This is a genomic window from Thermosulfuriphilus ammonigenes (assembly GCF_011207455.1).
GTDB lineage: Bacteria > Desulfobacterota > Thermodesulfobacteria > Thermodesulfobacteriales > ST65 > Thermosulfuriphilus > Thermosulfuriphilus ammonigenes.
On sequence record NZ_CP048877.1, the window covers coordinates 1,307,922 to 1,333,010 of the forward strand.

General features: G+C 54.5%; 22 protein-coding genes. 12 read left to right on the forward strand and 10 right to left on the reverse strand.

Annotated elements, in window-relative coordinates; all coding sequences use genetic code 11:
* Positions 1-21 precede the first annotated feature (21 nt).
* Positions 22-1,215, reverse strand: coding sequence for an SAM-dependent methyltransferase (locus G4V39_RS06355; RefSeq protein ID WP_166032125.1), 1,194 nt, complete (start codon positions 1,213-1,215; stop codon positions 22-24).
* Between the two features lie 77 nt (positions 1,216-1,292).
* Entirely contained in the window at positions 1,293-2,024 is a 732-nt protein-coding gene (locus G4V39_RS06360; RefSeq protein WP_181494195.1) for a sulfite exporter TauE/SafE family protein, read from the reverse strand.
* Between the two features lie 222 nt (positions 2,025-2,246).
* Here G4V39_RS06360 and G4V39_RS06365 point away from each other — a divergent pair, with 222 nt between their 5' ends.
* Genes G4V39_RS06365 through G4V39_RS06380 form a run of 4 tightly spaced genes read left to right on the forward strand, consistent with a single transcriptional unit; the run spans position 2,247 to position 6,194 of the window.
* A complete protein-coding gene (locus tag G4V39_RS06365) occupies positions 2,247-2,462 on the forward strand; it encodes an FmdB family zinc ribbon protein (RefSeq protein WP_166032127.1) in 216 nt (71 codons plus the stop codon).
* Positions 2,453-3,391, forward strand: coding sequence for a hydroxymethylbilane synthase (gene hemC, locus G4V39_RS06370; RefSeq protein ID WP_166032128.1), 939 nt, complete (start codon positions 2,453-2,455; stop codon positions 3,389-3,391). The genes G4V39_RS06365 and hemC overlap by 10 nt, the downstream gene beginning before the upstream one ends.
* Positions 3,391-4,908, forward strand: coding sequence for a uroporphyrinogen-III C-methyltransferase (gene cobA, locus G4V39_RS06375; protein WP_166032129.1), 1,518 nt, complete (start codon positions 3,391-3,393; stop codon positions 4,906-4,908). Before hemC ends, cobA begins: the two co-directional genes overlap by 1 nt.
* Positions 4,905-6,194, forward strand: coding sequence for an endonuclease Q family protein (locus tag G4V39_RS06380; RefSeq protein ID WP_210412024.1), 1,290 nt, complete (start codon positions 4,905-4,907; stop codon positions 6,192-6,194). Before cobA ends, G4V39_RS06380 begins: the two co-directional genes overlap by 4 nt.
* On the opposite strand, the gene G4V39_RS06385 is transcribed toward G4V39_RS06380, so the two are convergent.
* A complete protein-coding gene (locus G4V39_RS06385) occupies positions 6,176-7,414 on the reverse strand; it encodes a mechanosensitive ion channel family protein (RefSeq protein ID WP_166032130.1) in 1,239 nt (412 codons plus the stop codon). The genes G4V39_RS06380 and G4V39_RS06385 overlap by 19 nt on opposite strands.
* A complete protein-coding gene (gene rnr, locus G4V39_RS06390) occupies positions 7,411-9,606 on the reverse strand; it encodes a ribonuclease R (protein ID WP_166032131.1) in 2,196 nt (731 codons plus the stop codon). The genes G4V39_RS06385 and rnr overlap by 4 nt, the downstream gene beginning before the upstream one ends.
* 167 nt (positions 9,607-9,773) lie before the next feature.
* On the opposite strand from rnr, the gene G4V39_RS06395 reads away from it, so the two are divergent.
* Genes G4V39_RS06395 through G4V39_RS06405 form a run of 3 tightly spaced genes read left to right on the forward strand, consistent with a single transcriptional unit; the run spans position 9,774 to position 13,142 of the window.
* A complete protein-coding gene (locus G4V39_RS06395) occupies positions 9,774-11,153 on the forward strand; it encodes a TrpB-like pyridoxal phosphate-dependent enzyme (protein WP_166032132.1) in 1,380 nt (459 codons plus the stop codon).
* A 33-nt stretch (positions 11,154-11,186) separates the two neighbouring features.
* The gene (locus G4V39_RS06400) at positions 11,187-12,311 is read left to right on the forward strand and encodes an NAD(P)H-dependent flavin oxidoreductase (protein WP_166032133.1); all 1,125 of its coding nucleotides are present in this window, start codon (positions 11,187-11,189) and stop codon (positions 12,309-12,311) included.
* 21 nt (positions 12,312-12,332) lie between these two features.
* Positions 12,333-13,142, forward strand: coding sequence for an SAM hydrolase/SAM-dependent halogenase family protein (locus G4V39_RS06405; protein ID WP_166032134.1), 810 nt, complete (start codon positions 12,333-12,335; stop codon positions 13,140-13,142).
* On the opposite strand, the gene G4V39_RS06410 is transcribed toward G4V39_RS06405, so the two are convergent.
* Both G4V39_RS06410 and G4V39_RS06415 read right to left on the reverse strand, forming a co-directional pair.
* Entirely contained in the window at positions 13,099-13,557 is a 459-nt protein-coding gene (locus G4V39_RS06410; RefSeq protein WP_166032135.1) for a methylated-DNA--[protein]-cysteine S-methyltransferase, read from the reverse strand. The two genes, G4V39_RS06405 and G4V39_RS06410, sit on opposite strands and share 44 nt — an antisense overlap.
* 80 nt (positions 13,558-13,637) lie before the next feature.
* Positions 13,638-14,633, reverse strand: a complete 996-nt coding sequence (locus G4V39_RS06415) for a PEP-CTERM sorting domain-containing protein (RefSeq protein WP_166032136.1) — start codon at positions 14,631-14,633, stop codon at positions 13,638-13,640.
* A 316-nt stretch (positions 14,634-14,949) separates the two neighbouring features.
* Here G4V39_RS06415 and hisD point away from each other — a divergent pair, with 316 nt between their 5' ends.
* The 3 genes from hisD to G4V39_RS06430 are packed head-to-tail and all read left to right on the forward strand — an operon-like array spanning position 14,950 to position 18,095.
* Positions 14,950-16,254, forward strand: a complete 1,305-nt coding sequence (gene hisD, locus G4V39_RS06420) for a histidinol dehydrogenase (RefSeq protein ID WP_166032137.1) — start codon at positions 14,950-14,952, stop codon at positions 16,252-16,254.
* Positions 16,255-16,281: 27 nt separating this feature from the next.
* On the forward strand, positions 16,282-17,820 hold the full coding sequence (gene fliK, locus G4V39_RS06425) for a flagellar hook-length control protein FliK (protein ID WP_166032138.1): 1,539 nt from the start codon (positions 16,282-16,284) through the stop codon (positions 17,818-17,820).
* Positions 17,820-18,095 (forward strand): EscU/YscU/HrcU family type III secretion system export apparatus switch protein, encoded by a 276-nt coding sequence (locus tag G4V39_RS06430; RefSeq protein ID WP_166032139.1) that lies wholly within the window; start codon positions 17,820-17,822, stop codon positions 18,093-18,095. The genes fliK and G4V39_RS06430 overlap by 1 nt, the downstream gene beginning before the upstream one ends.
* Here G4V39_RS06430 and nagZ read toward each other — a convergent pair.
* Positions 18,092-19,102 (reverse strand): beta-N-acetylhexosaminidase, encoded by a 1,011-nt coding sequence (gene nagZ / locus G4V39_RS06435; RefSeq protein ID WP_181494194.1) that lies wholly within the window; start codon positions 19,100-19,102, stop codon positions 18,092-18,094. The genes G4V39_RS06430 and nagZ overlap by 4 nt on opposite strands.
* A 239-nt stretch (positions 19,103-19,341) precedes the next feature.
* Between nagZ and G4V39_RS06440 the strand changes: the two genes are divergently transcribed.
* Both G4V39_RS06440 and G4V39_RS06445 read left to right on the forward strand, forming a co-directional pair.
* Positions 19,342-21,747: a methyl-accepting chemotaxis protein gene (locus G4V39_RS06440; protein WP_166032141.1), complete on the forward strand. Its 2,406-nt coding sequence runs from the start codon at positions 19,342-19,344 to the stop codon at positions 21,745-21,747.
* Positions 21,748-21,859: 112 nt separating this feature from the next.
* A complete protein-coding gene (locus tag G4V39_RS06445) occupies positions 21,860-22,174 on the forward strand; it encodes a cupin domain-containing protein (RefSeq protein WP_166032142.1) in 315 nt (104 codons plus the stop codon).
* Positions 22,175-22,315: 141 nt separating this feature from the next.
* Here G4V39_RS06445 and G4V39_RS06450 read toward each other — a convergent pair whose 3' ends face one another.
* The 3 genes from G4V39_RS06450 to G4V39_RS06460 all read right to left on the reverse strand — a co-directional run bounded on the left by G4V39_RS06450 (position 22,316) and on the right by G4V39_RS06460 (position 25,012).
* Positions 22,316-22,666 (reverse strand): CGGC domain-containing protein, encoded by a 351-nt coding sequence (locus G4V39_RS06450; RefSeq protein WP_166032143.1) that lies wholly within the window; start codon positions 22,664-22,666, stop codon positions 22,316-22,318.
* A gap of 68 nt (positions 22,667-22,734) precedes the next feature.
* Positions 22,735-23,892, reverse strand: coding sequence for a DegT/DnrJ/EryC1/StrS family aminotransferase (locus G4V39_RS06455; RefSeq protein WP_246169628.1), 1,158 nt, complete (start codon positions 23,890-23,892; stop codon positions 22,735-22,737).
* Positions 23,870-25,012: a cysteine desulfurase family protein gene (locus G4V39_RS06460; protein WP_166032144.1), complete on the reverse strand. Its 1,143-nt coding sequence runs from the start codon at positions 25,010-25,012 to the stop codon at positions 23,870-23,872. The genes G4V39_RS06455 and G4V39_RS06460 overlap by 23 nt, the downstream gene beginning before the upstream one ends.
* Positions 25,013-25,089: the final 77 nt, after the last annotated feature.

Genomic DNA, 25,089 nt, shown 5'->3' on the forward strand with positions numbered 1-25,089 from the left:
GGACTTAAGGGCCAACGAAGACTAAAGAAGGAGCCACTCTCTGGTCAAAGGAAGATCAAACCGCGACCCTTTATAGTATAAAAGCTGGAAGACATGGAGATGGCCTTCGGAAAAGGAGACCCGGGAGCCATGAAGATAGAGACGCCACATTCGATAAAAGGTTTTGTCGAACATCTTGATGATGGTTTCCCGGTGGGCTTCGAAACGTTTGGCCCAGTGGCTCAGGGTCAAATGATAGTGTGGTCTTAAGTCTTCAAGGTCAACAAACTGGAGCGAAGTCTTTTCTCCGGCCTCGACAATCTCTCCCAGAGCTGGAAGGTAACCACCCGGAAAGATGTATTTTCGGATCCAGGGGTCTGTTTCCTCCTCACGGAGTTTACCAATGGTGTGGAGGAGAAAGAGACCTTTGGGCCGGAGGAAGCGCTCCACCACCTCAAAGAAAATGGGAATATATTCCTTGCCTACATGTTCGAACATTCCTACGGAGACGATCCGATCAAAGTCTTCTGAACAGACCTGAGGCAGTTCACGGTAGTCCCAAAGCTTAAAGCGTATTCGGTCAGAGACCCCTTCTTTTTCTGCCCGTTCTTGGGCTAGTTTAAGTTGTTCTTCGGCCAGGGTGATTCCCAATCCCCTCAGATGAGGGAAGAGCCTGGCGGCCTCAAGAAGAAGACTTCCCCAGCCACTTCCGATATCCAGAAGATTCTCGGCCTCGCCGAGGCGGAGTTTACGAAAAATAAGATGAAGCTTGTTTTTCTGGGCGGTCTCTAAGTCTTCATCTGGATTCCGAAAGTAGGCACAGGAGTAGTTCATCTCCTGATCCAGCCAGAGGCGATAAAAATCATTTCCTCGATCATAGTGGACCTTTATCTCCTCTCGAGCCTCCTTAAGGCTTTTTTTACGACAGAGATTAAGCCAGAGGAGACGGCCCTTTTCTTTGATGGACAGCTTTTGAAATAGATCTTTCTGATAGGCCAGGGCCACCACGGCCCCCAGGTCGCCTTCTACGTCAATATCTCCTCTCATGTATCCTTCCCCAAAGCCTGTGGAAGGATCTAAAAGGATGTTTTCCAGGGCCTCTCGGGTCTTGAAGTAAATGGTAAAAAGGGGTCTTCCCTGGCCAAACAAGGATTCCTGGCCGTCCCAGTAACAAACCTTAAAGGGTGGTTTCTGGTGGTCTTCCAGAATACCTTCGAGGATTTGCCGGGTATTCATGGCCCCCCTCTCATGCCCCTGACAAGTAAGAAGGGAATTAAACGATATTTCAAATTTTGGTCTCTCTACCGGCGATGTCAATTCCCTCTGGGGATCATCATTAGCCCCAAAACGACAAGAAGTCCGAAAATTAAGCGCCGGTAGGCGGTCTCCCCGAGACGGTGAAAGAGGATCTGACCAGATACAAGGCCTAGGGCCACCAAAGGTAGAGAGAGGAGAAACCATCGCCAAACAAAAGAAGAGATCAGTCCGCCAAGGAGATAGAGCCCGACAACAAAAACCCCTAAGATGGCAAAGAATCCCTGAAGGGCCACCTTCATCTCCTCTTTTTTAAGGCGGGAGAGGCTAATATAGATTACTACCGGAGGCCCAGGGGTGTTGAGGGCCGCCCCTAAGGCCCCGGCTATAAGACCAAAAAAGTAGCCCCAGGAAGGGCTAAGGGTTATTCGGGGATGGGGAGAGAAAAGACCAAAGAGGCCATAGCCGCCAAGCACAAGGGCCAGAAGCCACCGCAAAGGCCCTTCGGGGACTTTCTTTAAAATTACCACCCCGACTACTATTCCGGGAAGGGCTCCCAGGAGCAAGGGCTTGATTAGGGCTGGACGGAAGTGTCTCCTCAAAAGGCCAAAGAGGGCTAAATTGATGACCAGTCCATTTAGGGCCACCAGAGGGACGATGAGCCTTAAGGGGTAAATCAAAGCCAGAAGGGGCACGGCCACTAAGGCGAAGCCAAACCCCGCCAGTCCGTGAACCAAGGCTCCCATCAAGAGTCCTAAGGGAATGATGATCTCTTGAGAAAAAGGGTTCAATTATTTATCTACCTTTCTGAAAGCTTTTTCCGGGAAGAATCTATTTGGGTTTTAGGTGTTGTATCTTTGATTTTGGAGTCTTTATCGTCAAGAAAGTTTTGCAGGTCCTTTTTGATGAGGTCATTTTTTTTGACCTTCTGGCCTACAGGTGGTATTGCCCATAATGCCTGTTAAATTGATTAAAGAGATCCTTTAAAGCAAAGAATAAAGAGGTGGTGGTTCATGCCTATCTATGAATTTGAATGTCAGAAGTGTCATGAGATTTTTGAGGAGCTGGTCTTAGGGTCTTCCAGTAAAGTGCGTTGTCCCAAGTGTCAGAGCGAGGACGTTCGCAAATGCCTTTCCGCCTTTGCCTTTAAGAGCGGGAGCCGTTTTGTCTCTAGCTCTGGAGGCGGCTGTTCTGGTTGCTCAGGGGGGAGCTGTTCTACATGTCACTGAAGCGCGTTATTATCGGCACCCGAGGCAGTAAGCTGGCCCTCACCCAAACGGAGTGGGTCCGAGAGGCCCTTAAGACGCGTTATCCAGGCCTCTCTGTGGAGCTGGAGATTATCAAGACCAAGGGAGATAAAATCCTCGATGTTCCTCTGGCCAAAGTGGGGGGAAAGGGGTTGTTCGTCAAGGAGATTGAGGAAGCCCTTCTTTGCCGCCGGGTGGATCTGGCCGTCCACAGCTTAAAAGATGTGCCTACGGAGCTCCCGGAGGGCCTGGAAATCGCCATTGTTCCTCGGAGGGAGGATCCAAGAGATGTCCTTATCTCCCGCTCCGGTCAGGGTCTGAAGGATCTTCCTCCGGGAGGGCGTCTGGGCACCAGTAGCCTCCGGCGTCAGGCCCAGATCAGGGCCTTAAGGCCGGATCTAGTCATTGAACCCCTGCGAGGGAATGTCGATACCCGCCTGCGGAAGTTAGATGAAGGTCGCTATGAAGCCATTGTTCTGGCCGCGGCTGGCCTTAGACGTTTGGGGCAGATTCACCGGGCCACAGAGTTTATTTCCCCAGAGACCATAATTCCGGCCATCGGTCAGGGAGCTCTGGGGATAGAGGTCCGGGCAGATGATAAGGCCATCAAGGAACTACTTTCTTTTCTCCACCATCCAGAGACGGCCGTCTGCACCCAGGCTGAAAGGGCCTTTTTGGCCCGCCTTGAGGGAGGCTGTCAGGTTCCCCTGGCCGCCCACGCCACCTTAAAAGACGGAGAGATCCATCTTGCGGCCCTGGTAGCAGATCCCGAGGGCCGGCGGGTTATTCGGCGACATCGCTCTGGACCGGCCTCTGAGGCCGCCAAGATCGGGGTGGCGGTGGCTGAAGAGATCCTTGAGGCCGGGGGGCGACAGATTCTGGAAGAGGTTTATAAAATAGCGGAGGTATAATGGCCAGAGGCAAAGTCTATCTTGTGGGAGCAGGTCCTGGCGACCCGGGCCTTATCACCGTCAAGGCCATAGAGGCCATAAGAGAGGCGGACTGCATCGTTTATGACTATTTGGCCAATGAGGCCTTTTTGGTCCATGCCCGGCCTGAGGCGGAAATCATCTATGTAGGTAAAAAGGGTGGAGACCATACCCTTTCTCAAGAGGAGATCAATCGTCTCCTGGTGGAGAAGGCCCGGCAAGGAAAGGTTGTCTGTCGTTTAAAGGGTGGAGATCCTTTTGTCTTTGGTCGAGGGGGAGAGGAGGCTGAAGAGATCGTTGCCGCAGGAATTCCCTTTGAGGTAGTACCCGGGGTCACGGCAGCGGTAGCCGTGCCGGCCTATGCCGGTATTCCTCTCACTCATCGGGAACTCACTTCGGCGGTGGCCTTTGTTACCGGGCACGAAGATCCTACCAAAGAGCGTTCCGCTATTGACTGGGCGGCCTTGGCCAGGGTGGGCACCTTGGTCTTTTTTATGGGGGTAAAGAATCTGCCTCATATTGCCCGGAGCCTTATCTCCGCCGGCAAATCTCCTCAGACGCCAGTGGCTGTTATTCGCTGGGGGACTTTGCCCCGCCAGAAAACCGTAGTTGGTCATTTAGAGAACATTGCCGAGGAGGTTCGCCGGGCCGGCCTTAAGGCCCCGGCCATTATCGTGGTAGGTGAAGTAGTCTCTCTCCGGGATAAGCTGGCCTGGTTTGAGAATCGTCCCCTCTTCGGCCTGCGGGTTCTGGTGACCCGCACCAGGGAGCAGGCCAGCGATCTTTCGGCCCGCCTTTACGCTCTGGGGGCCGAACCAGTAGAATTTCCGACCATAAAGACGGTTGCTCCAGACGATTACGGGCCTCTGGATGAGGCTATCTCGGCCCTGGAGTCCTTTTCCTGGGTTATCTTTACCAGTGCGAACGGAGTGCATTTTTTCTTTAAGCGCCTTTTTGCCTTGGGCCATGATGTCCGTCAGCTAAAAGGGGTTCGCTTAGCGGCTATTGGCGAAAAGACCGCCGAGGCCCTGAAAGGCTACGGTCTTGTGGCCGATCTGGTTCCCAAACAGTACCGGGCCGAGGGTCTTATAGAGGCGTTGGGCAAAGAGACCCTCTCTGGGGCCCGAATCCTTATTCCCCGAGCCCTTGAGGCCCGGGAGATTCTTCCCGTCAAACTTCGAGAGCAGGGGGCAGAGGTGGTGGTCGCCCCGGCCTACAAAACGGTTCGTCCTTCGGGCGGGGCAGAGAGGCTGAGGCGAATCCTGGAAGAGGGTTTAGATGTCGTAACCTTCACCAGTTCTTCGACGGTGCGCAATTTTGTGGCCATGGTTGGGGGGCCAGAGGCGGCATCTAACCTTCTCTCTGGGGTTAAGGTAGCCTCTATAGGCCCCATAACCAGCCAGACGGCCCGGGAGTTGGGGCTCAAGGTAGATATAGAACCGCAGACTTACACTATTGCTGCCCTGGTGGAGGCCATAAGAGGTTATTTTAGTCGATGAGTGTCTGCTGGCCCTCCTTTGAGGATAAAGAATTCTTTCTGGCTGACCTCCATATTCACTCCAGGTATAGCCGGGCTACCAGCCGGCAAATGACCATCTCGGTGCTTGATCAGGTGGCCAAAGAAAAGGGCCTGGCCGTGCTTGGTACGGGAGACTTCACCCATCCAGGCTATTTTAAGGAGCTGGAAGAAGAGCTTGAGCCCCTGGGTAACGGGCTTTTTGTTCGTCCTGAAGGAGCAGGGACAAAATTTATTCTCTCGGCAGAGATTTCCAATATCTTCTCTCAGCGAGGGAAGACCTATCGGGTTCATACCCTGGTTTTGGCCCCAGATCTGGGCACGGTTCGAGAGATAAACCGGGTCCTTTCCCGGCGAGGGAATATCTATGCCGATGGGCGGCCCATCTTTGGCTTTTCGGTTAAGGAGCTGGCCCGTCTTATTCGGGAGATTGATTCCCGTTGCTTGGTTATTCCGGCCCATGCCTGGACGCCATGGTTTTCTATTTTCGGGGCGGCCAGCGGTTTTGACTCCCTTGAGGAGGCCTTTGAGGAGGAGCTGGAGTTTATCTACGCCATTGAAACCGGCCTTTCCTCTGATCCGGAGATGAACTGGCGCCTTTCGGCTTTAGACTCCATCACCCTGGTTTCCAACTCTGATGCCCACTCTCCGGCCAAGATCGGCCGGGAGGCCAATGCCTTTGAGGGAGAGCCCTCCTATGAGGCTATATCCAGGGCCATTCGAGAAAAGAGCCTCCTTTTCACGGTGGAGTTTTATCCTGAGGAGGGCAAATACCACTACGATGGCCATCGCTCCTGTGGAGTGGTTTTCTCTCCCCAAGAGACCAAGGCCCATAAAGGGCTCTGTCCGGTCTGCGGCCAGCCCTTAACTATTGGGGTCATGCACCGGGTAGAGGAGCTGGCCGACCGCCCTCCGGGCTTTCGGCCGGAGGGTGTGCCTGGGTCCATCCATCTGGTTCCTCTGCTGGAGATCATCGCGGAGGCCGAGGGCGTAAGGCCCACAGCTGCCAGGGTGGCTAAAATTTACAAACAGCTGATCACCCTGGGGGGTAGCGAATTCGATATCCTTCTCCGTCTCTCCTACCAGACTCTGGGTGAATTTGTCCCCGAACGCATCCTGGAGGGAATTCGGCGGGTCAGAGAGGGGCGAATTTCCGTCCGTCCTGGCTATGACGGCCTCTATGGAGAGGTGCGCATATTTTCTGAGGCCCCAGGCCCGGAGTCTTCGGCCCAGTCCGGAACCTCTTCGCCTCAGCTTTCGCTTTTCTGAGCGGTTTCCAGGGCCACCAAGGCCCCTTTAAGGTCTTTTCCGGTGGGAATCTGAAAGACGGAGAGGCCGAATTCTGGAGCAGCGGCCAAAATATGATCAAAGATATCGGCCTGAATCTTCTCATAAGGAATCCATCTGGTCTCGGCGGCAAAACAGTAAATCTCCAGTGGTAATCCCTGCGGAGTGGGGGCCAGTTGGCGAACCATCAAGGTCATATCCTGACGGATCCGGGGATGATGTCGGAGATACTCCTCAATGTAAATCCGGAATGTTCCGAGATTGGTCATCCGGCGGCCATTTAAGGGGGAGGCACTGGTGTCTATTCCCTGGCTCTGATTGTATTCTTCAATTTCTCGCATTTTTTGCTCAACATAAGGGCCAATGAGGTGGATCCTTCGGAAGCGCTGGAGCATTTCCTGGTCGCAAAAGCAGATGGTCTCCTGATCCACCAGGATGGCCCGCTTGATACGCCGGCCTCCGGCCATCTTCATGCCCCGCCAGTTTTTGAAGGATTCTTCTAAAAATCGGTAGGTGGGGATGCAGACAATGGTCTTGTCCCAGTTCTGGATCTTTACCGTATGAAGGGTCATATCCACGACCTCTCCGTCGGCTCCGTGCTGGGGCATCTCGATCCAGTCTCCCAGCCGGAAGAGATCTTGGGAAATAACCTGAAAACTGGCGACAAAGGAAAGGAGGGTGTGCCGAAAGACAAGAAGAAGCACAGCACTCAAGGCCCCCAGACCGCTCAAAAGCCCCCAGGGAGACTTTTCCAACAGTTGACAGAGGCCAACAATGAGGGCCGCGGCATAGATAAGGATCTTGGCTACCTGCACGTAACCCTTAAGGGGGCGCTTTCGAGAGATAGGGTGGCGTTCGTAAAGGTCGAGCCCTACGGAAAGCAGACGATCAGCCAGCAGGGCTACTAGAGCCACCAGGGAGACCGACACCAGACGCTGAAGGAGAATCGCGCCAGCGGGCATGAAGGCTGAGGCGTAGTGGATAATGACCAGGGGCAGGAGATAGGCCAGGGCATCAAAGACTCCATGGCGGGCGAGAAGGTCATCTATCTGGTTGCGAGAGCGCTGGGAGAAGTCATGGGCTAAGCGGACAAGGATTCGTTTGGCCAAAAAATAGGCCCCTCCAGCCAGCAGGAGAAGAATGAGCCAGGGAAGAAGCCTTTCGGAAGCCAGCTCTTTCAGGTCTTGGAGGTGGATGTTCATGGATTAGCTTTTTTCTTTTTGGAGCGGCGCTTGCGGCGCCTGCCGGATTTTTTGCCATTCTCTTTTCGGCTTTCTATCAGCTCAAAATTGATGTGTCGGCGGGCTATATCTACCGCCTTGACTCTCACTCGAACGACGTCTCCGATCTGAAAAACTCTCCCTGTGCGGGTGCCCACCAGCCGGTGATGTTTCTCGTCGAGGATGTAATAGTCATCGGAGAGGTCCACCAGGCGAACCACACCGGAGACAAAGACCTCAAAGAGCTCAACAAAAAAGCCAAAGGCAGCCACTCCGGAGATGACCCCTTCATATTCCTCACCCAGACGTTCGGCCATCAGCCGAACCCTTACCCGGTCGATCATCTCCCGTTCGGCCTCCATGGCCACCCGTTCCCGGTGAGAAAGATGCTGGCCCATCTTCTTAAGATCTTCTAAGCGATAGGGGGGCTTTCGCCCTTCAAGGAGGGCCTTTAGGGCCCGGTGGACGACCAAATCCGGGTAGCGTCTAATGGGGGAGGTAAAGTGACAATAGCATTCTGAGGCCAGGCCGAAGTGGCCCAGATTGTAAGGATCGTAACTGGCCTGCTTCATGGTGCGCAAAAGGATCGTATTGACAATATAGGCATAGGGCTTTCCTTCTATCTCTTTTAACACCTGCTGAAACCAGGCCGGAGAAAGCCTTCGGGGGACCTTTAAATCCAACCCCAGGCTGGCGGCAAACTCCACAAACTCTTTTACCCTCTCAAGGTCTGGGGCCTCATGGACGCGATAAAGTATGGGATACTCTCTTTCGGTGAGATGCCGGGCTACGGCTTCGTTGGCGGCGATCATGAATTCTTCGATGATCATATGGGCCAGATTACGCTCCCGGCGAACGATATCCTCAAGCTCCCCTTTGAAGCTGAGGATGATTTGAGGTTCGGGAAGGTCAAAGTCGATGGAGCCTCGGGCCTCCCGCTGGGCCTTGATCTCCATAGCCAGCTCGGCCATCCACTTGAGAGAGGTGAGAAAGGGCTTGTGCTCCCGGCGAAGATCCCGATCTCTGTCTACCAGAATCTTTTTGACCTCCGTGTAGCTGAACCGGTGATGGCTTCTAATGACGGCTTTGGTGAAGCGGGATCGCTTAACCCGTCCCTGTCGGTCAAAATCGATGATGACCGCCAAGGCCAGTCGTTCCACCTCCGGGTTTAGGGAGCAAAGGTTGTTGGAGAGTTTTTCTGGAAACATGGGAACCACTGCGTTGGGGAAATAAACGCTGGTTCCTCGTCTATAGGCCTCTTCATCCAGGGCTGATCCTTGGGGGACATAGTGGCTGACATCGGCGATGGCGACATAGAGGCGCCAGCCCTGACGGCGCTTGGCCACATAAACGGCGTCATCGAAGTCTCGGGCTGTCTCTCCGTCGATGGTCACCAACGGAATCTCGGTGAGGTCCTCCCGGCCGGCCTTGTCTTCCTCCCGGACTTCATCTGGAATCTGCTGCAGCTCTTTCTTTGCGGCCTCAGAGAGTTCATGGGGAAGGTCGTATTTGTGAATGACGATCTTGGTCTGGACACTTAGGTCTTTGGGATCACCCAGAACTTCTATTACCCGACCTTCGGGATTGCGCCGCTCCGGACGAAAGTCGATGAGCTCCGCTACCACTATTTGGCCGCTCCGGGCCCCCTTGCCTAGCCCCTTGGGGATAAAGACCTCAAAGAAGAGATTTTCTTCTTCGGGAATAACGGTGGAGACATGTCGGCCACGATGAAAATAGCCGATAATCTTTCGACGACCTCGCTCCAGGATCCGGATAATAGAACCCTCGGGGCGGCGTCCGGACTTTTCGATTCGGACAACTACCCGGTCTCCGTCCACGGCCCCTTTGAGCTTTCCGGGAGGGATGAAGACATCCGGCTGGCCTTTTTCTCCTGTCTCCACAAAGCCGTATCCATCGCGATGAACGGTGAGACGGCCGGTGACCAGACGCATCTTCTCTGGTAGCCCATAACGCTTACCCTTGAGGTGAACCAGCCGTCCCTGAGAGGTGAGCCTCTGGATAAGCTCCCGAACCTTTTTCCGCTCTTCAGAAGGAATATGAAGGGCGTGATAGATTTCTCGTAACAGCAGGGGCCGTCCCCGCTCTTCCATGATCTTGATAATGTTTTTTTCCGTAGGGGGAATGGAGGGCTTCTTTTTGATCTTTTTTCCCATATGCAGGCCCACTATAGACGCACTTCTGCCTAAAAACAACGATCCGAAACGGTTGACTCTTCCCTTGGGGCTTTATCCATCCTTGCTTCTTGACTTGATAGTTCTGACGCTTTCTTGTATAGGCCAGAATTGACTTTGGGGTAACCGTTATTCTTTAAGGAGGGGCCATGTCTTCAGAGGCCAAAATTCTTCTTCCGGAAAGTGAGCTTCCCCGGGCCTGGTTTAATATCATTCCTCGGCTACCTAACCCCCCGGCCCCTCCCCTTGACCCTAAAACCGGCCGCCCTTTGGATCCAGAGGCCCTGCGGGCCATCTTTCCCCGGTCTCTCATCGAGCAGGAGATGAGTCCGGAGCCCTGGATAGAGATTCCTGAAGAGATTCGGGAGGTCTATCGACTCTGGCGCCCCACCCCTTTGCGTCGGGCCTGGCGCCTTGAGCAGGCCCTCAAGACACCGGCACGAATCTACTATAAAGATGAAAGTGTCAGCCCCCCCGGAAGTCACAAACCTAACACCGCTGTGGCCCAGGCCTATTACAACAAAAAGGAGGGTATCAGGCGTCTGGCTACCGAAACAGGGGCCGGTCAATGGGGCAGTGCCCTTTCCTTTGCCTGCAAACTCTTCGGCCTGGACTGCACGGTTTATATGGTAAAGGTCAGCTTTTATCAAAAACCTTTCCGCAAAAGTCTTATGCATATCTGGGGGGCGGAGGTCTTTCCCTCTCCCACGGAGCGGACGGAGTCTGGCCGGCGTATCCTGGCCCAAAACCCAGAGAGTAGGGGCAGTCTGGGCATAGCCATATCGGAGGCGGTGGAGGATGCCGCCACCCATGAAGACACCAACTACGCCCTGGGTAGCGTCTTAAACCACGTTCTTCTGCACCAGACGGTTATCGGTCTGGAGACCAAAAAACAGCTTGAGTTGGTGGATGAACGTCCGGATGTCCTCATCGGTTGTGTTGGAGGAGGAAGCAACTTCGGAGGGTTTGTTTTTCCCTTTGTGGGCGATATCCTGGCCGGAGATTTAGAGGCTGAGGTAATCGCCGTTGAACCCACCAGCTGTCCGACCCTTACCAAGGGTCTTTATCGTTACGACTATGGTGATACCGCTGGCTTGACCCCCCTGCTGCTGATGCACACCCTGGGACACACCTTTGAGCCTCCGGGTATTCACGCCGGGGGGCTCAGATACCACGGAGATGCGCCCCTGGTCTGTCAGCTGGTGGCCGATGGGCTGGTAAAGGCCCGGGCCTATCCTCAAAACCCCTGTTTTGAGGCCGCCGTTCTTTTTGCCCAGACCGAGGGCATCATTCCTGCTCCAGAGACCAGCCATGCCGTACGGGCGGCCATTGATGAGGCCCTAAAATGCCGGGAGACTGGAGAGGAGAAGGTCATTGTCTTTAACTTTAGTGGCCATGGCCACTTTGATCTGGCGGCCTACGATGATTTCTTAGAAGGGAAGCTCGAAGATTACGAGTATCCCGAAGAAAAGATCCTCGAGGCCCTGGAGCAGTTGCCAAGGATTTCGGCCCCCAAAGATGATGATTGACTTTAATTAATAAAGACAATAAAAAGCTTCGTTATGGCTGAGTCGAGATGGTCGTGTAATCCCCCGCCCCTTAAGATAGGTGATTTGGTAGCCAGGGTGCCCATCGTCCAGGGAGGGATGGGTGTAGGCATCTCCCTGGCCGGCCTGGCCTCGGCTGTAGCCCGAGCCGGTGGCATAGGTGTTATCTCGGCCGCCTTGGTGGGAGTATTTGAGGGAGAGGCCCTCTTTTTTAAGAACCCTACGGCGGCCAATGTGCAGGGTCTAAAGCGTCAGATCTCCCTGGCCAAGGAAAAGGCCCCCGAGGGGATAATCGGGGTCAATATTATGGTAGCCCTGACAGATTTTGACCCCCTTTGCCAGGCAGCCTGTGAGGCCGGGGCCGATATTCTCTTCTGTGGGGCCGGCCTTCCCCTTCACCTTCCAGAGCTTCGGCCAGCCGGATCCCGGACTAAACTCTCCCCTATTGTCTCTTCTCCCCGGGCCGCCAAATTGATCGCCAAACGCTGGTGGAGTCGATACCACTGTGTTCCCGACGCGGTGGTGGTGGAAGGTCCCAAGGCCGGCGGTCATCTGGGGTTTTCTCCAGACAAGATCGAAGCTCAAGAGTCCCGTCTAGAGGTTCTTGTCCCCCAGGTGATAGAGGCCATGAAGCCCTTTGAAGACCTGGCCGGGCAGGCCATTCCCGTTATTCCGGCCGGGGGTATCTATACCGGAGCCGACATCTATTTTTATATTCACAAGTTAGGGGCGGCCGGGGTTCAGATGGCCACCCGTTTTGTGGCCACCTATGAATGTGATGCCTCCGAGGCCTTTAAGGAAGCCTATATCAAGGCCAGTCGAGAGGATTTGGCCATCATCCGGAGCCCAGTGGGGCTTCCCGGGCGAGCCATTCGGGGAAAGTTTATTCAGGAGGTGGAGGCTGGCAAGCGCTCACCTTATAAGTGCATCTATCATTGTCTTAAGACCTGCGATTACCGTAAGAGCCCTTACTGCATCGCGGCGGCCCTGATAAACGCCCAGCGGGGGCGTCTTGATGCCGGATTTGTCTTTGCCGGGGCCAATGCCTGGCGGGTGGAAAAGATAGTTTCGGTTCAGGAGCTTATTGACGAGCTCATCGAAGAGTACTGTCAGGTGCGCCGCAAAGAAGAGGGGGCCTAGATCTGCCTGTTCAGGCGCTCCATGGCCATCATCACCCTGACCACAGACTTTGGCCTGCGCGATTCTTATGTCGCCGAGATGAAGGGAGTCATTCTCTCTCTGGCTCCGGAGACCGTCTTGGTGGATATCACCCACGAGGTCAGCCCTCAGAGCGTTCTGGAAGGGGCCCTTATTCTGGCCTCGGCCTTTGGCTTCTATCCTCAGGGCACCATTCACCTGGCGGTGGTTGATCCGGGGGTCGGTGGTCCTCGGCGGCCTTTGGTGGTTGAGGCCGGAGGCTACTTCTTTGTTGGCCCAGACAATGGCCTTTTTTCCCTGGCCTTGCAGAAAGCCGGGGCCTTTAAGGCCTATGAAATTCGCCATCGGGATTATCTTCGTCCAGAGATAAGCCCCACCTTTCATGGGCGGGATATCTTTGCTCCGGTAGCGGCCCATCTGGCTCGGGGGCTTGAGCCTCAACGTCTGGGGCCTCCGGTCTCGGAGATCGAGGTTCTGGATTTTCCTCAACCGCAACAAGAAGGCTCCCGAATCCTGGGCCAGATTGTCCATGTCGATCATTTCGGTAATCTAGTGACCAACATCCCCTTGGGGCTCCTTAAGTCGTTTCCTCCCTCCCGTTTGGTGGTGGAGGTGGCTGGGCGCCGCATTTTAGGGCTTCGAAGGGCCTATGTGGAGGCCCCGGTCGGGGTTCTCTTGGCCTTGGTAGGAAGCCATGGCTTTCTGGAGATAGCCGCCAATCGCGCCTCCGCCGCCGCTACTCTGGAGGTGGGGCCCGGGGCCCCGGTAATTATCTATCTAGATAACCCTCCAGCTGGAGAAGGAACCGCTTGATCTCCAGGCCGGCGGAAAAGCCACCCAGGCTACGACTACCCACCACCCGATGACAGGGAATAATAATGGGGATAGGATTCCGGGCCAGGGCCAGACCGACGGCCCGGGCCCCCCGGGGACAGCCGAGCCGACGAGCAAGCTCTCCATAGGTGATGGCCCTTCCGTAAGGAATCTCCCGCAACCCATCCCAGACCTTTTTCATAAAGGCCGTGCCGGTCGGGGCTATTGGGGTTCTAAAAACTATGGCCTCTCCGGCTAGGTAGCGACTGAGCTCTTCAAAAAGGCTTGCGGCTCGGCCTTTGGCTGGAGGAAAGGATGACCTCCCTTCGGAGATTTCGAGGCGGACGAGAAAGGCCCCTTCGAAATGGGCTACGAAAGAAAGGGGGGCGATACCAAAAGAAATAATCTCGGACATTAAGGCTTAGAATGCCTGTTTTTGAGAGTCTTGCAAGCCTTGAGGGGGCTCCAAGCCCCCCCCAAGGCTTGGGTTTTGAGTTAAGTCCTTTTGCGACGCCGAGCCAGACCGGCCAGCCCCAGCCCGGAGCCAAAGAGGATTAAAGTGGCCGGTTCAGGAACAGGATGGACATCCAGGGCATCAACATTGACCTGTAGCTGGGGGTCAAAGTAGAGCCCGCCGCTACCCGTGGCGCTGTACCAGTAGATGTTGTCTCCCACAGGATCAAAGCCGCCCTGTCTGGGAGCCAGAGAGAAGAAGATGGTATCGCTGTTAAGGAAGTTGTTCCCCACATCGAAGCTATCTTCCCCTCCATTAAGGTCAAAAACAATCAGGGCGTCTATTTGTTCCAGATCGGGGTCAAAGCCAATTACCGGTCCAAAAACATTGTCATCAAGATAAAGGCTGAAATTTCCAGACGGCCCACCAGAAGAAGTATAGATATCGCCGTTATCAAGAAGAGAGGCCCGCTCCACCGAAAAATAGGCGTTGCCGATATCGTGCCCAGGGAAGGGGTTGGGATAGGAATTGGAATTGGAAGGAGATGGATGGGCTCCCGATTCTACGGCATCAAGGTCATACTGGCTGAGACCGAGGTCATTTTCGTCGTCATGGACAAGAGGCCCGAGGGCTTGATGGGGGGGTAGGTTAGGAAAATGCCCGTCTAGGGAGCCGCTTCTTGGAGGCGGTGGCCCATAAATTACCCATTCGTAAAGGTCTGAGTCTCCATCAATAGAGAAGATCATGTTCACCCTGCCAAAGAACATATCCGGCAAATCTACTGTAGGATGAGAAGGAGAAGAGAGGGCATCAATCTCTGCCGTGCTGTCGTTGTTCTCTGGAAGATTGATGTGGGAGTTGAAGCCGAAGGTCCCGTCTTCTGTGCTTAGGTAGATATCTCCATTGTTTCCGCCGGCCGCCGTGTCTGGATCAAGGGAGAAGTAATGTTTTCCATCATCAGGGCCAGCTCGCGAGGTACTACTCAACAAAAAAAGCCATCCTACTATCAGGAAGGTTAAAAAAAGTAGCCGTTTCATTGTCACCTCCTTAAAAAATGGGCTAAAAAGTTTCAAAATAAAGAAATTCTTCTAATATCACCCCCCCCTTTCTCTTAATACTTCTGTTTTTTCTGCAAGAGCTATTCCGGCTAAAAGCGGGAAGCCCGGGCTATCAAAGATCAGAAAAAAGGAAATAATCTCAAAGAGTTATTTAAGGTGAGGTTTTAAGAAATTCTTTACCAAAGATTGGGAAAAACTTTTCTCAGTGGGAAGTTTTTTTCTTTTTGTTTGGGAGTTTCTTTCTAGGGGCGGTTCTGGTAAAGGTTTCCCTTCGAGAAGAATCAGGAGGCCGCAGATGATCCCCATTTATTTTCTCTCAGAGGACTTGGGACAAGAAAGACTTCAGAGACTTAAGCAGCGCTTCTCCTCTGAAGGCGGGGAATACGAGGTTCGGGTTCGGGAAATTTTGGCCAGGATTCGAGAGGAGGGCGATACGGCCCTGGTGGAATATACCCGACAGTTTGATTGTCCGGGGTTTCAGCGGTCGGATCTCCGGGTCCGGCCGGAAGAGATAGAAGCGGCCCTGGTTAAGGTGGACAGGTCTTTTCAGGAGGCCTTGGAGATCGCTCGCCAGAACATTGAGAACTTTCATCGTCGTCAGCTTCCTCATTCCTGGTTTGAGACCAGAGATTCCGGGGCGGTGGTAGGTCAGATGGTGCGTCCGGTCTCCGCCGCTGGTCTTTATGTGCCCGGTGGCAAAGGGGGTGAGACCCCTTTAGTATCCACAGTGCTTATGAATGCCATCCCGGCCAAGGTAGCTGGTGTCCAACGTTTGGTTATGGTTACCCCTCCCGGGAGGGATGGGCGAGTGTCTCCTCATCTTCTGGTGGCTGCATCGTTGGTGGGTATCGAGGAAATCTATCGAGTGGGTAGTGCCTGGGCCATTGGGGCCCTGGCCTATGGCACCGAGACCATTTCTCCGGTGGAGGTTATCTGCGGGCCTGGTAATATTTACGTGGCTTTGGCCAAGCGTCTGGTGGCCGGTGAGGTGGGTATAGATCTGGTGGCCGGCCCCAGCGAGATCCTGATTATTGCTGATGAAACAGCTGATCCAGATTATATTGCGGCGGATCTTCTCTCTCAGGCCGAGCATGATCCCCTTGCCCTCTCCCTTTTAGTGACTACCAGTGAGGCCGTGGCCCGGGCCGTGGCCGAAAGGCTGCCGGTGAGGCTTTCCTGGCTGCCGCGAAAAGAGATTGCCGAGAAGGCCCTGAAGGACAGAGGGGCCATCTTTATTGCTGAAGATATCGATCAGGCAGTCTGGGCCGCCAACCAAATTGCCCCCGAGCATCTGGAACTCTTGGTGGCGGATCCCTTTGCCCTTCTTCCGATCATCAAAAATGCCGGGGCCGTCTTCATGGGCCCCTATAGCCCCGAACCTGTAGGCGACTATCTGGCTGGACCGAATCATGTTCTTCCCACCATGGGTACGGCCAGATATGCTTCGGCCCTCTCCGTGGAAAATTTTCTCAAGAAAACCAGTCTCATCTTCTACACCCAGAAAGCCCTTCGCCTGGAGGCTGAAGCCATTGTTCGTCTGGCAGAAATAGAAGGCCTTTCGGCCCATGCGGAGGCCGTTCGGGTCCGTTTAAAGGTCTGAGTTAATCTCCCCGAACTTAACTTTAGAATGCAAATCTTTTCTTTTGATCCCCAGAGCCTGGATCTGGCCCGGGGGCAGACTCCCCGACGTCTCCTTCTCCAGCTTGGCGAGACCATTGTGGCCACGGTCATCGGTCGCGAAGATGAGGGCCTGATAATATCAGTAAAGGGTAAGCTCCTTCGGGCCCAGGTAGAAAATGAAAACTTTCCTCCCGGCACCCGTTTGCGACTGGAGGTCATCGATGATGGGGTGCCGGTAAGGCTTAAACTTTTAGAGACCCTGGCCCCTGAGGGGAGAAAAGATCCTCTTCTTCTGGCCTTAAAGGGCCTCAAAGGCTCTCTGGCCGCCGGCCATAAGGTCCTTAAGGGATTACCTGGTGCGGCGGAAAGATTTTCTCTGGCCGGTGATCCTCAGCCGCTAAAAATACTTTTGGTCCAGGCCCTGACCAAGGAGCCACAAGGGTTTTCCTCCGGGGTCTTAAAGGCCCTTAAATCCCTGTTTAAAGTCATTCCTGACCCACCATCGGAGGGCTCTCCGGCCCCCGGGGCTCTGCTTAAAGCCTCAGATCCCCCTTCCTCCTCCCCAGGGAAGGTTCTATCGCCGGAGACAACCTCTTTGCCCAAGGCCCCTCTTAAAGGGAATCTGGATCCAGTAGAGACCGGACAGAGGCCCCCGGAGATAAAGGCCACCCCCCAGGGGGAGGTCTCTTTCTCCCGGCCGTCGTTTAATAAGGAGCCTCTTTTAGAGGCCTCTTCATCTATAAGTTCTCAGATAAATTCTCAGAGAGTAGCCTCTAAGAGAGCGGGGCTGGCTTCAGGATCCCCTGTGGAGACATCTCGGATCAATCCCTCTGAGGCCTCCTGGGGCCCTCAAAAAATCTTAAAGCCACCGGCTAAAGGGGAGTTTCTGGCTGATCCTCCGGCCTCCGAACAGGTTAATTCTCTCTCCGATACCCCTCGAGAGTCTCCGCCAGGAAGGAGGCCTTTAGGGAAGGCCGGAGCTCCGGTGTCTCTTTCTTCCTCCTCTAAAAAGGGGGTCGAAAAGCCCGAACTTACCCTTCCCCAAACATCTTCTGGGCCTGAGCCCGCTTCCTCATTAAGGGCTGATTCTAAAAGATCCTCCTCGCGGCTTGAGGCCCTTCAGGATCTTTTGCTTCAGACGGCCTCCTCCCTTCAGAGACTCCAGTATCTTTTGGCCTCCTCCACCGGGCTGGAGATGCTCTTTATCCCCCTTTGGTTTCGAGATGGTAGTCAGGGATATCTGGCCACCTTTGCCGAGGAAGAAGGAGAGCGGCCCGTTCGGTATCTGTTGTTTAACCTCCATCTTTCCGGTTTGGGAGAGCTAGGTATTGAGCTTCGCCTGGAGGCGGAGGTCTTTGATCTTGAGATTCGCGTGGCCCATTCGAGCGTAAAATCCGCTGTGGAGTCGGCCCTTCCTGAACTCCTGGATCGCCTCACCCTTCTGGGCTATCGTCCCCGGGGAGTCAGGGTTTTGGTGGCCGCTACCGATCCTCTGGTGTCTCGTTGGCGAGAAGGCCCTAAGGCCGTGGTAGATCTGTTTGCCTGATGAAAAGAAACAAAGCCATTGCCCTTAAATATCAGCCCAAGAAGGATTCGGCTCCCCGGGTAGTGGCCAAGGGGGCTGGAAAGCTGGCGGAAAAGATCCTCCAGGCCGCCCGGGAGGCCGGGGTTCCCATTCGGGAAGAGCCGGATCTTCTTGAAGTCCTTTACCGCCTGGAGATAAACCAGGAAATCCCTCCAGAGACCTACATCTTGGTGGCCGAGATTCTGGCCTGGGCGTGGCGGCTTAGCGGACGTTTGAAGGAAACCTCCGGGGCCTAGAGGCTCCCACACCGGTCAAGCCAGGCCCGAAGCTGTCTTTGGCGAGTCAAAGCCTCCAGAAGTCGCCCCTCGGGGATCTCCCCTCGGGAAAGGTCCCCGGCCAGGGCCTCGACGGCTTCGGCGGCCTGCTCCAGATGGTGGCAGAAGAGCAGAAGGTCATGGCCTACGTAAAAGGCCCCCTCGGCGGCCTCTGTCAGAGAGTAATTTTGGGCAATGGCTCCCATCTCCAGGTCATCACTTAAAAGCAGTCCCTGGAAACCAAGACCCTTTCGAAGAAGCTGGACAATCTTTCGGGAGAAGGTGGCCGGTTGTTCTGGATCAAGGGCGGGATAGATTACATGGGAGGTCATAATGGCCGGGACCTCAGCGGCGATAGCCTGCCTGAAAGGTTCAAGCTCCCGGCCCAGGAGAGTTTCACGGGAAACATAGGCCCGCGGGAGGTCAAGGTGGGGATCGAGACTCACCTCTCCCAGACCAGGGAAGTGCTTGCCACAGGTGGCTACTCCCATTTGAGCCATGGTCCGGATATAGATTCTTCCCAATCTTCCTACCTGTGAGGGCTCCTTTCCAAAGGAGCGTTCATAGATAAAAGATTTTTCCCCCAGGGTGGCCAGATCAAGGACGGGGACCAGGTTAAAATTGATGCCCAGCCCTTTTAGACAGGAGGCAGTCTGCTTGGCCAAAATTTGAACGCTCTTTTCTGGACGGTTGCTGTGGCCCAGGCTTCTTGCCGAAGGAAGGGGGGCACAGGGCCCTCTTAACCTCTGAACCGGCCCTCCTTCTTCATCCACCATAATAAGAGGGGGCTCCAATCCTTCAGAAAGACAACATTTTCGCAGGGCTTGACAGAGCAGGCCCACCTGTCTTCCCGAAGAAACATTGCGCGAAAAGAGGATGAAGTTGTTAAAGCCGCAGGTCCTAATAAGCTCTTCTTCCTCTCTGGTTAATGTCTCTTCAGAGAGTCCAACGACAAAAAGACGGCCAACTTGCCGGAGAAGTTTCGTCATCTGGGCCATTTGGCTTTTTCTCCCTTTTTAAAGAAGGCCCCTTTGGCGGCCGAATATTTCTCTTTGTGAGGTGGAGTTTAACCAATAGCTCCTGACTGACAAAGTCCTTTGGGATTGGGTTACGAAAATGTGACTATTGTGTCACGATTTTTTGATCTTTAATTTCCGGGGCTTTTCTTCCGAAAGGAAATTTAAGTTTCATTCAAAAATAATCTTTCTAAAATCATTGGAGGGGGAATATGTCGTGGCGCAATCTTTTTCGCCTCTCTATTGCCGGTCGGTTGAGATTCTCCATTATTGGTGGGGTTCTTCTTCTCACCCTGGCTTCAGTTTTAGTGGCCTACTTTAAGGGGCGAGCCCTTCTTCTTAATAGCACCTCTGAACATCTTGTTTCCTTAAGAGAGGCCAAGGCCCAGGAAATTACCCATTACTTTGAGTTTCTGGGAGACAGTCTGAGCGTGATGGCCTCCAACGAGGAGGTTAAGACGGCTTTGATAGATTTCTCACAGGCCTTTAAAAAGGCAGCCGCGGTGGTGGATCTCGATCTGGCCCGTCGGCGTCTCCTTGAACACTATCAGAGCCACTTTCTGCCCCGGATAAACACGGAGGTTCCCGGAGTGGCCCCACTCCGCGGGGCCAGCGCCCTTTTGCCCCGGGATCCAAATGCCTTGGCCCTTCAATATCTTTATATTCACGAGGACTTCAACCGGGCCCCGGTGGGAGAGAAGGACCGTCTGGTTTCCCTGAGGCTTGATTTCCCTTACAACCGTCTTCATGCCCGTCATCATCCCTGGTTTCGACAGGTGCTAGAGAGGCTGGAGCTATACGATATTTTTCTTATCGATACCCAGGGCAATGTGGTCTATACGGTCTTTAAAGAGAAGGATTTCGCCACCAACCTTCGCCATGGGCCTTATGCCCGAAGCGGGCTGGCCGAGGCCTTTCGCCGAGCCAGTCAGGCCGGGGCTGACGAGCTGGTAATTGTCGATTTTGCTCCCTATGAGCCCAGCTACAACCTGCCGGCGGCCTTTATGGCTACCCCGGTCTTTAAGGCTGGTCAGCGAATTGGTGTTCTCTGCATCCAGCTTTCAACGGCCACTATTGACGAAATTATGAGCTTTCACCGGCGCTGGGCCGATGTCGGCCTAGGCCAGACTGGAGAAGTTTATCTGGTGGGCCCAGACAAGTTTATGCGTAACGACAGTCGTTTCCTTGATGATCTGGGGCCTCTGGTCAAAAAGGTGGGTACCACGATTGGAATAATCCGGGTAGACACCCCGGCGGTGGCCAAAGCCCTCTCTGGCCAAAGAGGCGTGGAAATGGTTACTGGTTATCGAGGTCTCCCGGTCTTCTCTGCCTATGCTCCCCTTGAACTTCCCGGTGGCCTCCACTGGGCTATTGTGGCCGAGGAGGCCAAAGAGGAAATCATGGCCGGTCCTCATCGTCTGGCCGTTTATCTCCTCGGGGCGGGCCTCACTCTGGGAGTGATTGTCTTGGCCCTTATCGGGCTGCTGGTGGATCGATCTGTCATCAGGCCCCTTAAAGAGCTGGTGGTCACCCTTAAAGACTCCATTGTCAACGCCGACCTTACCCGGGAGATCTCCGATACCAAGGTAAATTGCTCAGAGATTCAGGACTGCGGCCAGGAAGCCTGTCCTTCTTTTGGCCGTGAGGGCCAGTGCTGGTATGAAACCGGTAGCTATGCCCGGAGGATCCACTGCATAAAACTCAAAGACGGGACCTACAAAAGCTGTGAGGAATGTCCTGTTTACCGGCAGGCCATTGTCACCGAAATCGATGAAATAACCACCTTCCTCCATGGTTTTTTCCGTCGCCTTCGAGAGCTGTTGAATCAGGTCCGCCATCAGGGACAAAAGGTAGTAGAAGAATCGGAGATGATGATCCATGCGGCCGCGGAGATGGTCACCAGTGCTCAAACCACCGAGGAACGCAGTCAACAGATCAACCAGGCCTCTCAGCTGGCCAGCGAAAATGTCAGTGGCATGGCCGCCGCCCTGGAGGAAATGACAGCTACCATCTCCGAGGTGGCTAAAAATACCGGTGAGGCCAATGCCGTCGCCCAGGAGGCGGCTCAGGAGGCCGGTTCAGCCCAGGAAGTTATTGTCCACCTCCAGGAAGCCTCCAAAAAGATTGGGCAGATAAGCCATCTTATCGGTGAGATTGCCGAGCAGACCAATCTTTTGGCCCTAAACGCCACCATTGAGGCGGCCCGGGCCGGGGAGGCCGGCAAGGGCTTTGCCGTGGTGGCCGGCGAGGTCAAGGAGCTGGCCCGCCAGACTAGCCAGTCGGTGGAAGAAATAGACCAGGTCGTTCGGGGCCTTCAAGAGCGGGCCAGCCAGGCCGTAGCCGCTGTAGAACGGATCGTCTCCGTTATCCAGAAGGTAGCTGATTTTTCTACCAATGTGGCTACGGCCATCGAAGAGCAGACTTCGGTGATCAACGAACTGAGCGGCAACGCCCAGAACGTGAGCACCGAAGTCTCAGGGGTGAGCCGCATGAGTGAAGAGATAGTAGCCGTGGTAAGTCAAGCTTCCTCCGGGGCCAGGGAGGTAGAGCGGGCAGCCAGAGATCTGCGGCAGCTATCTGAGAAGCTGGAAGAAGAACTTAACAACTTTCGTATTTAAAACTAGCGCTGGGCCGGAAGCAGTCTAATCGGAAAAGTCCGGTCCAAGGCTTGCCCTTTACCTCCCGGGAGGCTAGCCTGAACTTACTGATTTAACCAAAGGAGGTTTGGCCTTGAAGGTCGTTGATCTTAAAGAAACAAGGGTTTTTGAGGGAGATATAAAGAAGTTCTGGCTCCATGATTCTCCTTATTTCCGGATCATTAATTTTAATATCAAGGCCGGAAAGACCTTTCCTGTCCATTCGCATCAAGTAGAGGGGCAGTTGAGTATCCTGGTCCTGGAGGGAGAGGGAGAATTTCTGGGAGAGGGGGACAAGGCTATCCCGGCCCGGGCCGGGGAGATGCTTATCTGTGATATCAGTGAGCCCCATGGTGTTCGGGCCCGGACTGATATGCGGATCTTGGTGACTATTGCTCCGCCCTTCTAGGGCCTGCTAAAAATTCTCCGGGGTCCTTGGGCCGCTGATCTCTCAGTCCTTGAGCCGGCCCTTTTAGTTCAAGGGGTTTAGGCCGTGGCCTTTAAATATGGAGCAAGAGATGAGGTAAGGGGGGTATGCCCCCTTACCCTTTTAACCATAATTGTGGGTAGTCTTGATCACCGGCACTCCGTACTTTTCTTCCAGCATCTTACAGAGTTCATCCATGTTGTGGTTCTTGCATTCCGGCTTAGCGTTGACCATACAGGTAGAAAGATGAATAGCGTCAAAGTCAGCATTTTTCTTCACATAGCCTACATTGGCTACCAGAGCGCGGCCCGGGCAGCGGCATCGCAGAAAGCCGACCACCTTTAGCTCTTCGTCATAGTCAGCAAAAGTTCCTTCGTTTTTGGCCGCCGCCAGAAAACACTTCCAGTCTCCCGGGCAACCATATCCAGTCTCAATGTAGGAGCCGCAACCAATGATGAGGATGTTTTTGGCCATCTCTCCCTCCTTCTGAAAGAAGCAATAGATTCGAGTTTAATTATTTCAGATTTATAGCCTGTTGAGCATTAGGTGCCAAGGGCAAAAAAGTCTTCGATGGCCCCGGCAACCAGCTCTATCTCCTCTTGGGTAAGATAGGGGTGGAAAGGAAGGGAGAGAATCTCCTGGCTGACAGCTTCGGCTACCGGAAAATCCCCCTGGCGATAGCCCAGAGAGGCAAAGGCCGGCTGGAGATGAAGGGGCACAGGGTAGTGAATGGCTGTAGGAATGCCCCTCTCTTTGAGATACCGGGCCAGGGCATCCCTCTCCGGGACCCTAATGGAATACTGGGCAAAGACGCTGGTGTTCCCCGGGGCAATGAAGGGTGGAGTTACCGGCGATATCTTTGCCAGGCGCTGGTCGTAGGCCTTGGCCCAGTGCTGCCGCAGGGCGATCTCCTGGGGGAAGTGCTTCAACTTTACCAGCAGAACCGCCGCCTGGAGGGCATCCAGGCGGGCATTGAGGCCGATCTCCTCGTGGCGATAGCGCTCTCTCTGGCCGTGGACCCTAAGGGCCCGCAGCCGGGCCCCCAATCCCTGGTGGCGGCAAAAAATCATTCCCCCGTCGCCGTAAGCCCCCAAGGGTTTGGCCGGAAAAAAGGACGTTACGGCCAGCTCGGTAATGCCTCCGGAAGGTCGCCCTTTGTAAGTGGCCCCTAAAGATTGACAGGCATCTTCAATAAGAAAAAGTCCGGCTTCTTCGGCCACCTCCGTCAGGGCATCAAGGTCTGCACACTGACCAAAAAGACTCACCGCAATTATGCCCCGAAGTTTTCCCCGGGCTCGCCGCGCCCTGACAACCTCTTCTACCGCCGCCGGATCCAGATTGTAGGTTTGGGGGTCAATGTCGGCAAAGACAACCCTGGCACCAAGAAGAGAGATCACCTCGGCGGTGGCGATGAAGGTAAAAGGGGTGGTGATTATCTCTTCCCCGGGCCGGACATCAAGGGCCATGAGGCTGAGGAGGAGGCCATCGGTACCCGAGGAGACCCCGATGGCCTCCGGAACCCCTACAAAGCCGGCCAGTTCTTCCTCCAGCCTCCGAACTGGCTCCCCGAGGATAAATCGTCCGCTCTTGACTACAGAGGCCAGGGCTTGGTCTATCTCGCCCTTCATCCTTTGGTATTGTCGCTTAAGATCAATAAACTCCATATTCTTCTCCTTTTTAGCCCCCACCAGAGGCTCCATGGCTCTTAAGGCATCTTTCTAAAATCTCTAAGGTCTGGTCAATTTCTTCTTTGGTGGTCGGGCGTCCTAAAGAAAAACGAATAGTTCCTTTGCCCTCTTCAGGCCCTCGTCCCATGGCCGCCAGCACATGGCTTACAGAGACGGAACGATCATGACAGGCAGCTCCGGTGGTGGCCATGATCGCTGGAGCCCGGGAGAGTATCTCTGAGGCCTCAAGGCCCAGGAAAGAGACATTCAATGTGTTGGGCAAGCGCTGCTTAGGGTGGCCATTAAGGATAAGACGGGGCCAGAGGGCCAGAAGGCCCTCATGGAGTTGATCCCTTAGGGCCTTCTGGCGCTGAGCTTCCTGGGCCAGGTCTTTGGTGACCAGTTCTGCGGCCCGACTGAGACCAACGGCCAGGGCCACAGGTTCGGTGCCCGGACGGCGCCCCTTTTCCTGGCCGGCTCCAGAAAGAAGGGGAGAAAAGGGAGCCCCTTCCCGAATGTAGAGGGCCCCAATGCCTTTGGGAGCATAGAACTTGTGGCCGGCCAGGGTGAGGTAGTCGCAGAGGAGTTCATCAGGGCGAACCGGAATCTTACCCATTGCCTGAGCGGCGTCTACGTGGAAGGGAACGCCAGCCTCCCGGGCTAAGGCTCCGATCTCAGCTATGGGTTCAATGGTTCCTACCTCGTTGTTGGCCTGCATAATGGTAATGAGCCCGGTGTCGCGGCGAATGGCCCGACGAATATCATCAGGATCCACTAGGCCAGTCTCATCAACCGAGACAAAGGTAACCTCATAGCCCCTTTCCAGAAGCCGCAAACAGGGGTTGAGCACCGAAGGGTGTTCCACCTGGCTGGTAATAATGTGTCTTTTCTGGGGCTGGGCCATCAGGGAGCCGAAAATAGCGGCGTTGTTGGCCTCTGTTCCCCCGCTTAAGAAAACCACCTCTTCAGGGCGGACTCCAAGGACCTGAGCCAGTCGCCTTCGGGCCTCTTCAAGGGCCTCTCGAGCTGCCTGTCCCCATCGATGGCCCGAAGAGGGGTTTCCAAAGTAACGACTGAAATAAGGCTCCATGGCCCGAATCACCTCTTCGGCCACGGGGCAGGTGGCATTGTAGTCTAGATAAACTTCCTTCATAAAAAACCTCCAATTTTTTCAGCTTATGTCTCCTTTTCCGGCTTGTCTATAAGGCCCTTGGCCTTTACATTAGGATC

Bases quoted from the DNA above. Each gene is read 5' to 3' on its own strand.
- G4V39_RS06355 (WP_166032125.1), bottom strand. From the start codon at position 1,215: ATGAATACCCGGCAAATCCTCGAAGGTATTCTGGAAGACCACCAGAAA.
- G4V39_RS06365 (WP_166032127.1), top strand. From the start codon at position 2,247: ATGCCTATCTATGAATTTGAATGTCAGAAGTGTCATGAGATTTTTGAG.
- hemC (WP_166032128.1), top strand. From the start codon at position 2,453: ATGTCACTGAAGCGCGTTATTATCGGCACCCGAGGCAGTAAGCTGGCC.
- cobA (WP_166032129.1), top strand. From the start codon at position 3,391: ATGGCCAGAGGCAAAGTCTATCTTGTGGGAGCAGGTCCTGGCGACCCG.
- G4V39_RS06380 (WP_210412024.1), top strand. From the start codon at position 4,905: ATGAGTGTCTGCTGGCCCTCCTTTGAGGATAAAGAATTCTTTCTGGCT.
- G4V39_RS06385 (WP_166032130.1), bottom strand. From the start codon at position 7,414: ATGAACATCCACCTCCAAGACCTGAAAGAGCTGGCTTCCGAAAGGCTT.
- rnr (WP_166032131.1), bottom strand. From the start codon at position 9,606: ATGGGAAAAAAGATCAAAAAGAAGCCCTCCATTCCCCCTACGGAAAAA.
- G4V39_RS06395 (WP_166032132.1), top strand. From the start codon at position 9,774: ATGTCTTCAGAGGCCAAAATTCTTCTTCCGGAAAGTGAGCTTCCCCGG.
- G4V39_RS06400 (WP_166032133.1), top strand. From the start codon at position 11,187: ATGGCTGAGTCGAGATGGTCGTGTAATCCCCCGCCCCTTAAGATAGGT.
- G4V39_RS06405 (WP_166032134.1), top strand. From the start codon at position 12,333: ATGGCCATCATCACCCTGACCACAGACTTTGGCCTGCGCGATTCTTAT.
- G4V39_RS06410 (WP_166032135.1), bottom strand. From the start codon at position 13,557: ATGTCCGAGATTATTTCTTTTGGTATCGCCCCCCTTTCTTTCGTAGCC.
- G4V39_RS06415 (WP_166032136.1), bottom strand. From the start codon at position 14,633: ATGAAACGGCTACTTTTTTTAACCTTCCTGATAGTAGGATGGCTTTTT.
- hisD (WP_166032137.1), top strand. From the start codon at position 14,950: ATGATCCCCATTTATTTTCTCTCAGAGGACTTGGGACAAGAAAGACTT.
- fliK (WP_166032138.1), top strand. From the start codon at position 16,282: ATGCAAATCTTTTCTTTTGATCCCCAGAGCCTGGATCTGGCCCGGGGG.
- G4V39_RS06430 (WP_166032139.1), top strand. From the start codon at position 17,820: ATGAAAAGAAACAAAGCCATTGCCCTTAAATATCAGCCCAAGAAGGAT.
- nagZ (WP_181494194.1), bottom strand. From the start codon at position 19,102: ATGACGAAACTTCTCCGGCAAGTTGGCCGTCTTTTTGTCGTTGGACTC.
- G4V39_RS06440 (WP_166032141.1), top strand. From the start codon at position 19,342: ATGTCGTGGCGCAATCTTTTTCGCCTCTCTATTGCCGGTCGGTTGAGA.
- G4V39_RS06450 (WP_166032143.1), bottom strand. From the start codon at position 22,666: ATGGCCAAAAACATCCTCATCATTGGTTGCGGCTCCTACATTGAGACT.
- G4V39_RS06455 (WP_246169628.1), bottom strand. From the start codon at position 23,892: ATGGAGCCTCTGGTGGGGGCTAAAAAGGAGAAGAATATGGAGTTTATT.
- G4V39_RS06460 (WP_166032144.1), bottom strand. From the start codon at position 25,012: ATGAAGGAAGTTTATCTAGACTACAATGCCACCTGCCCCGTGGCCGAA.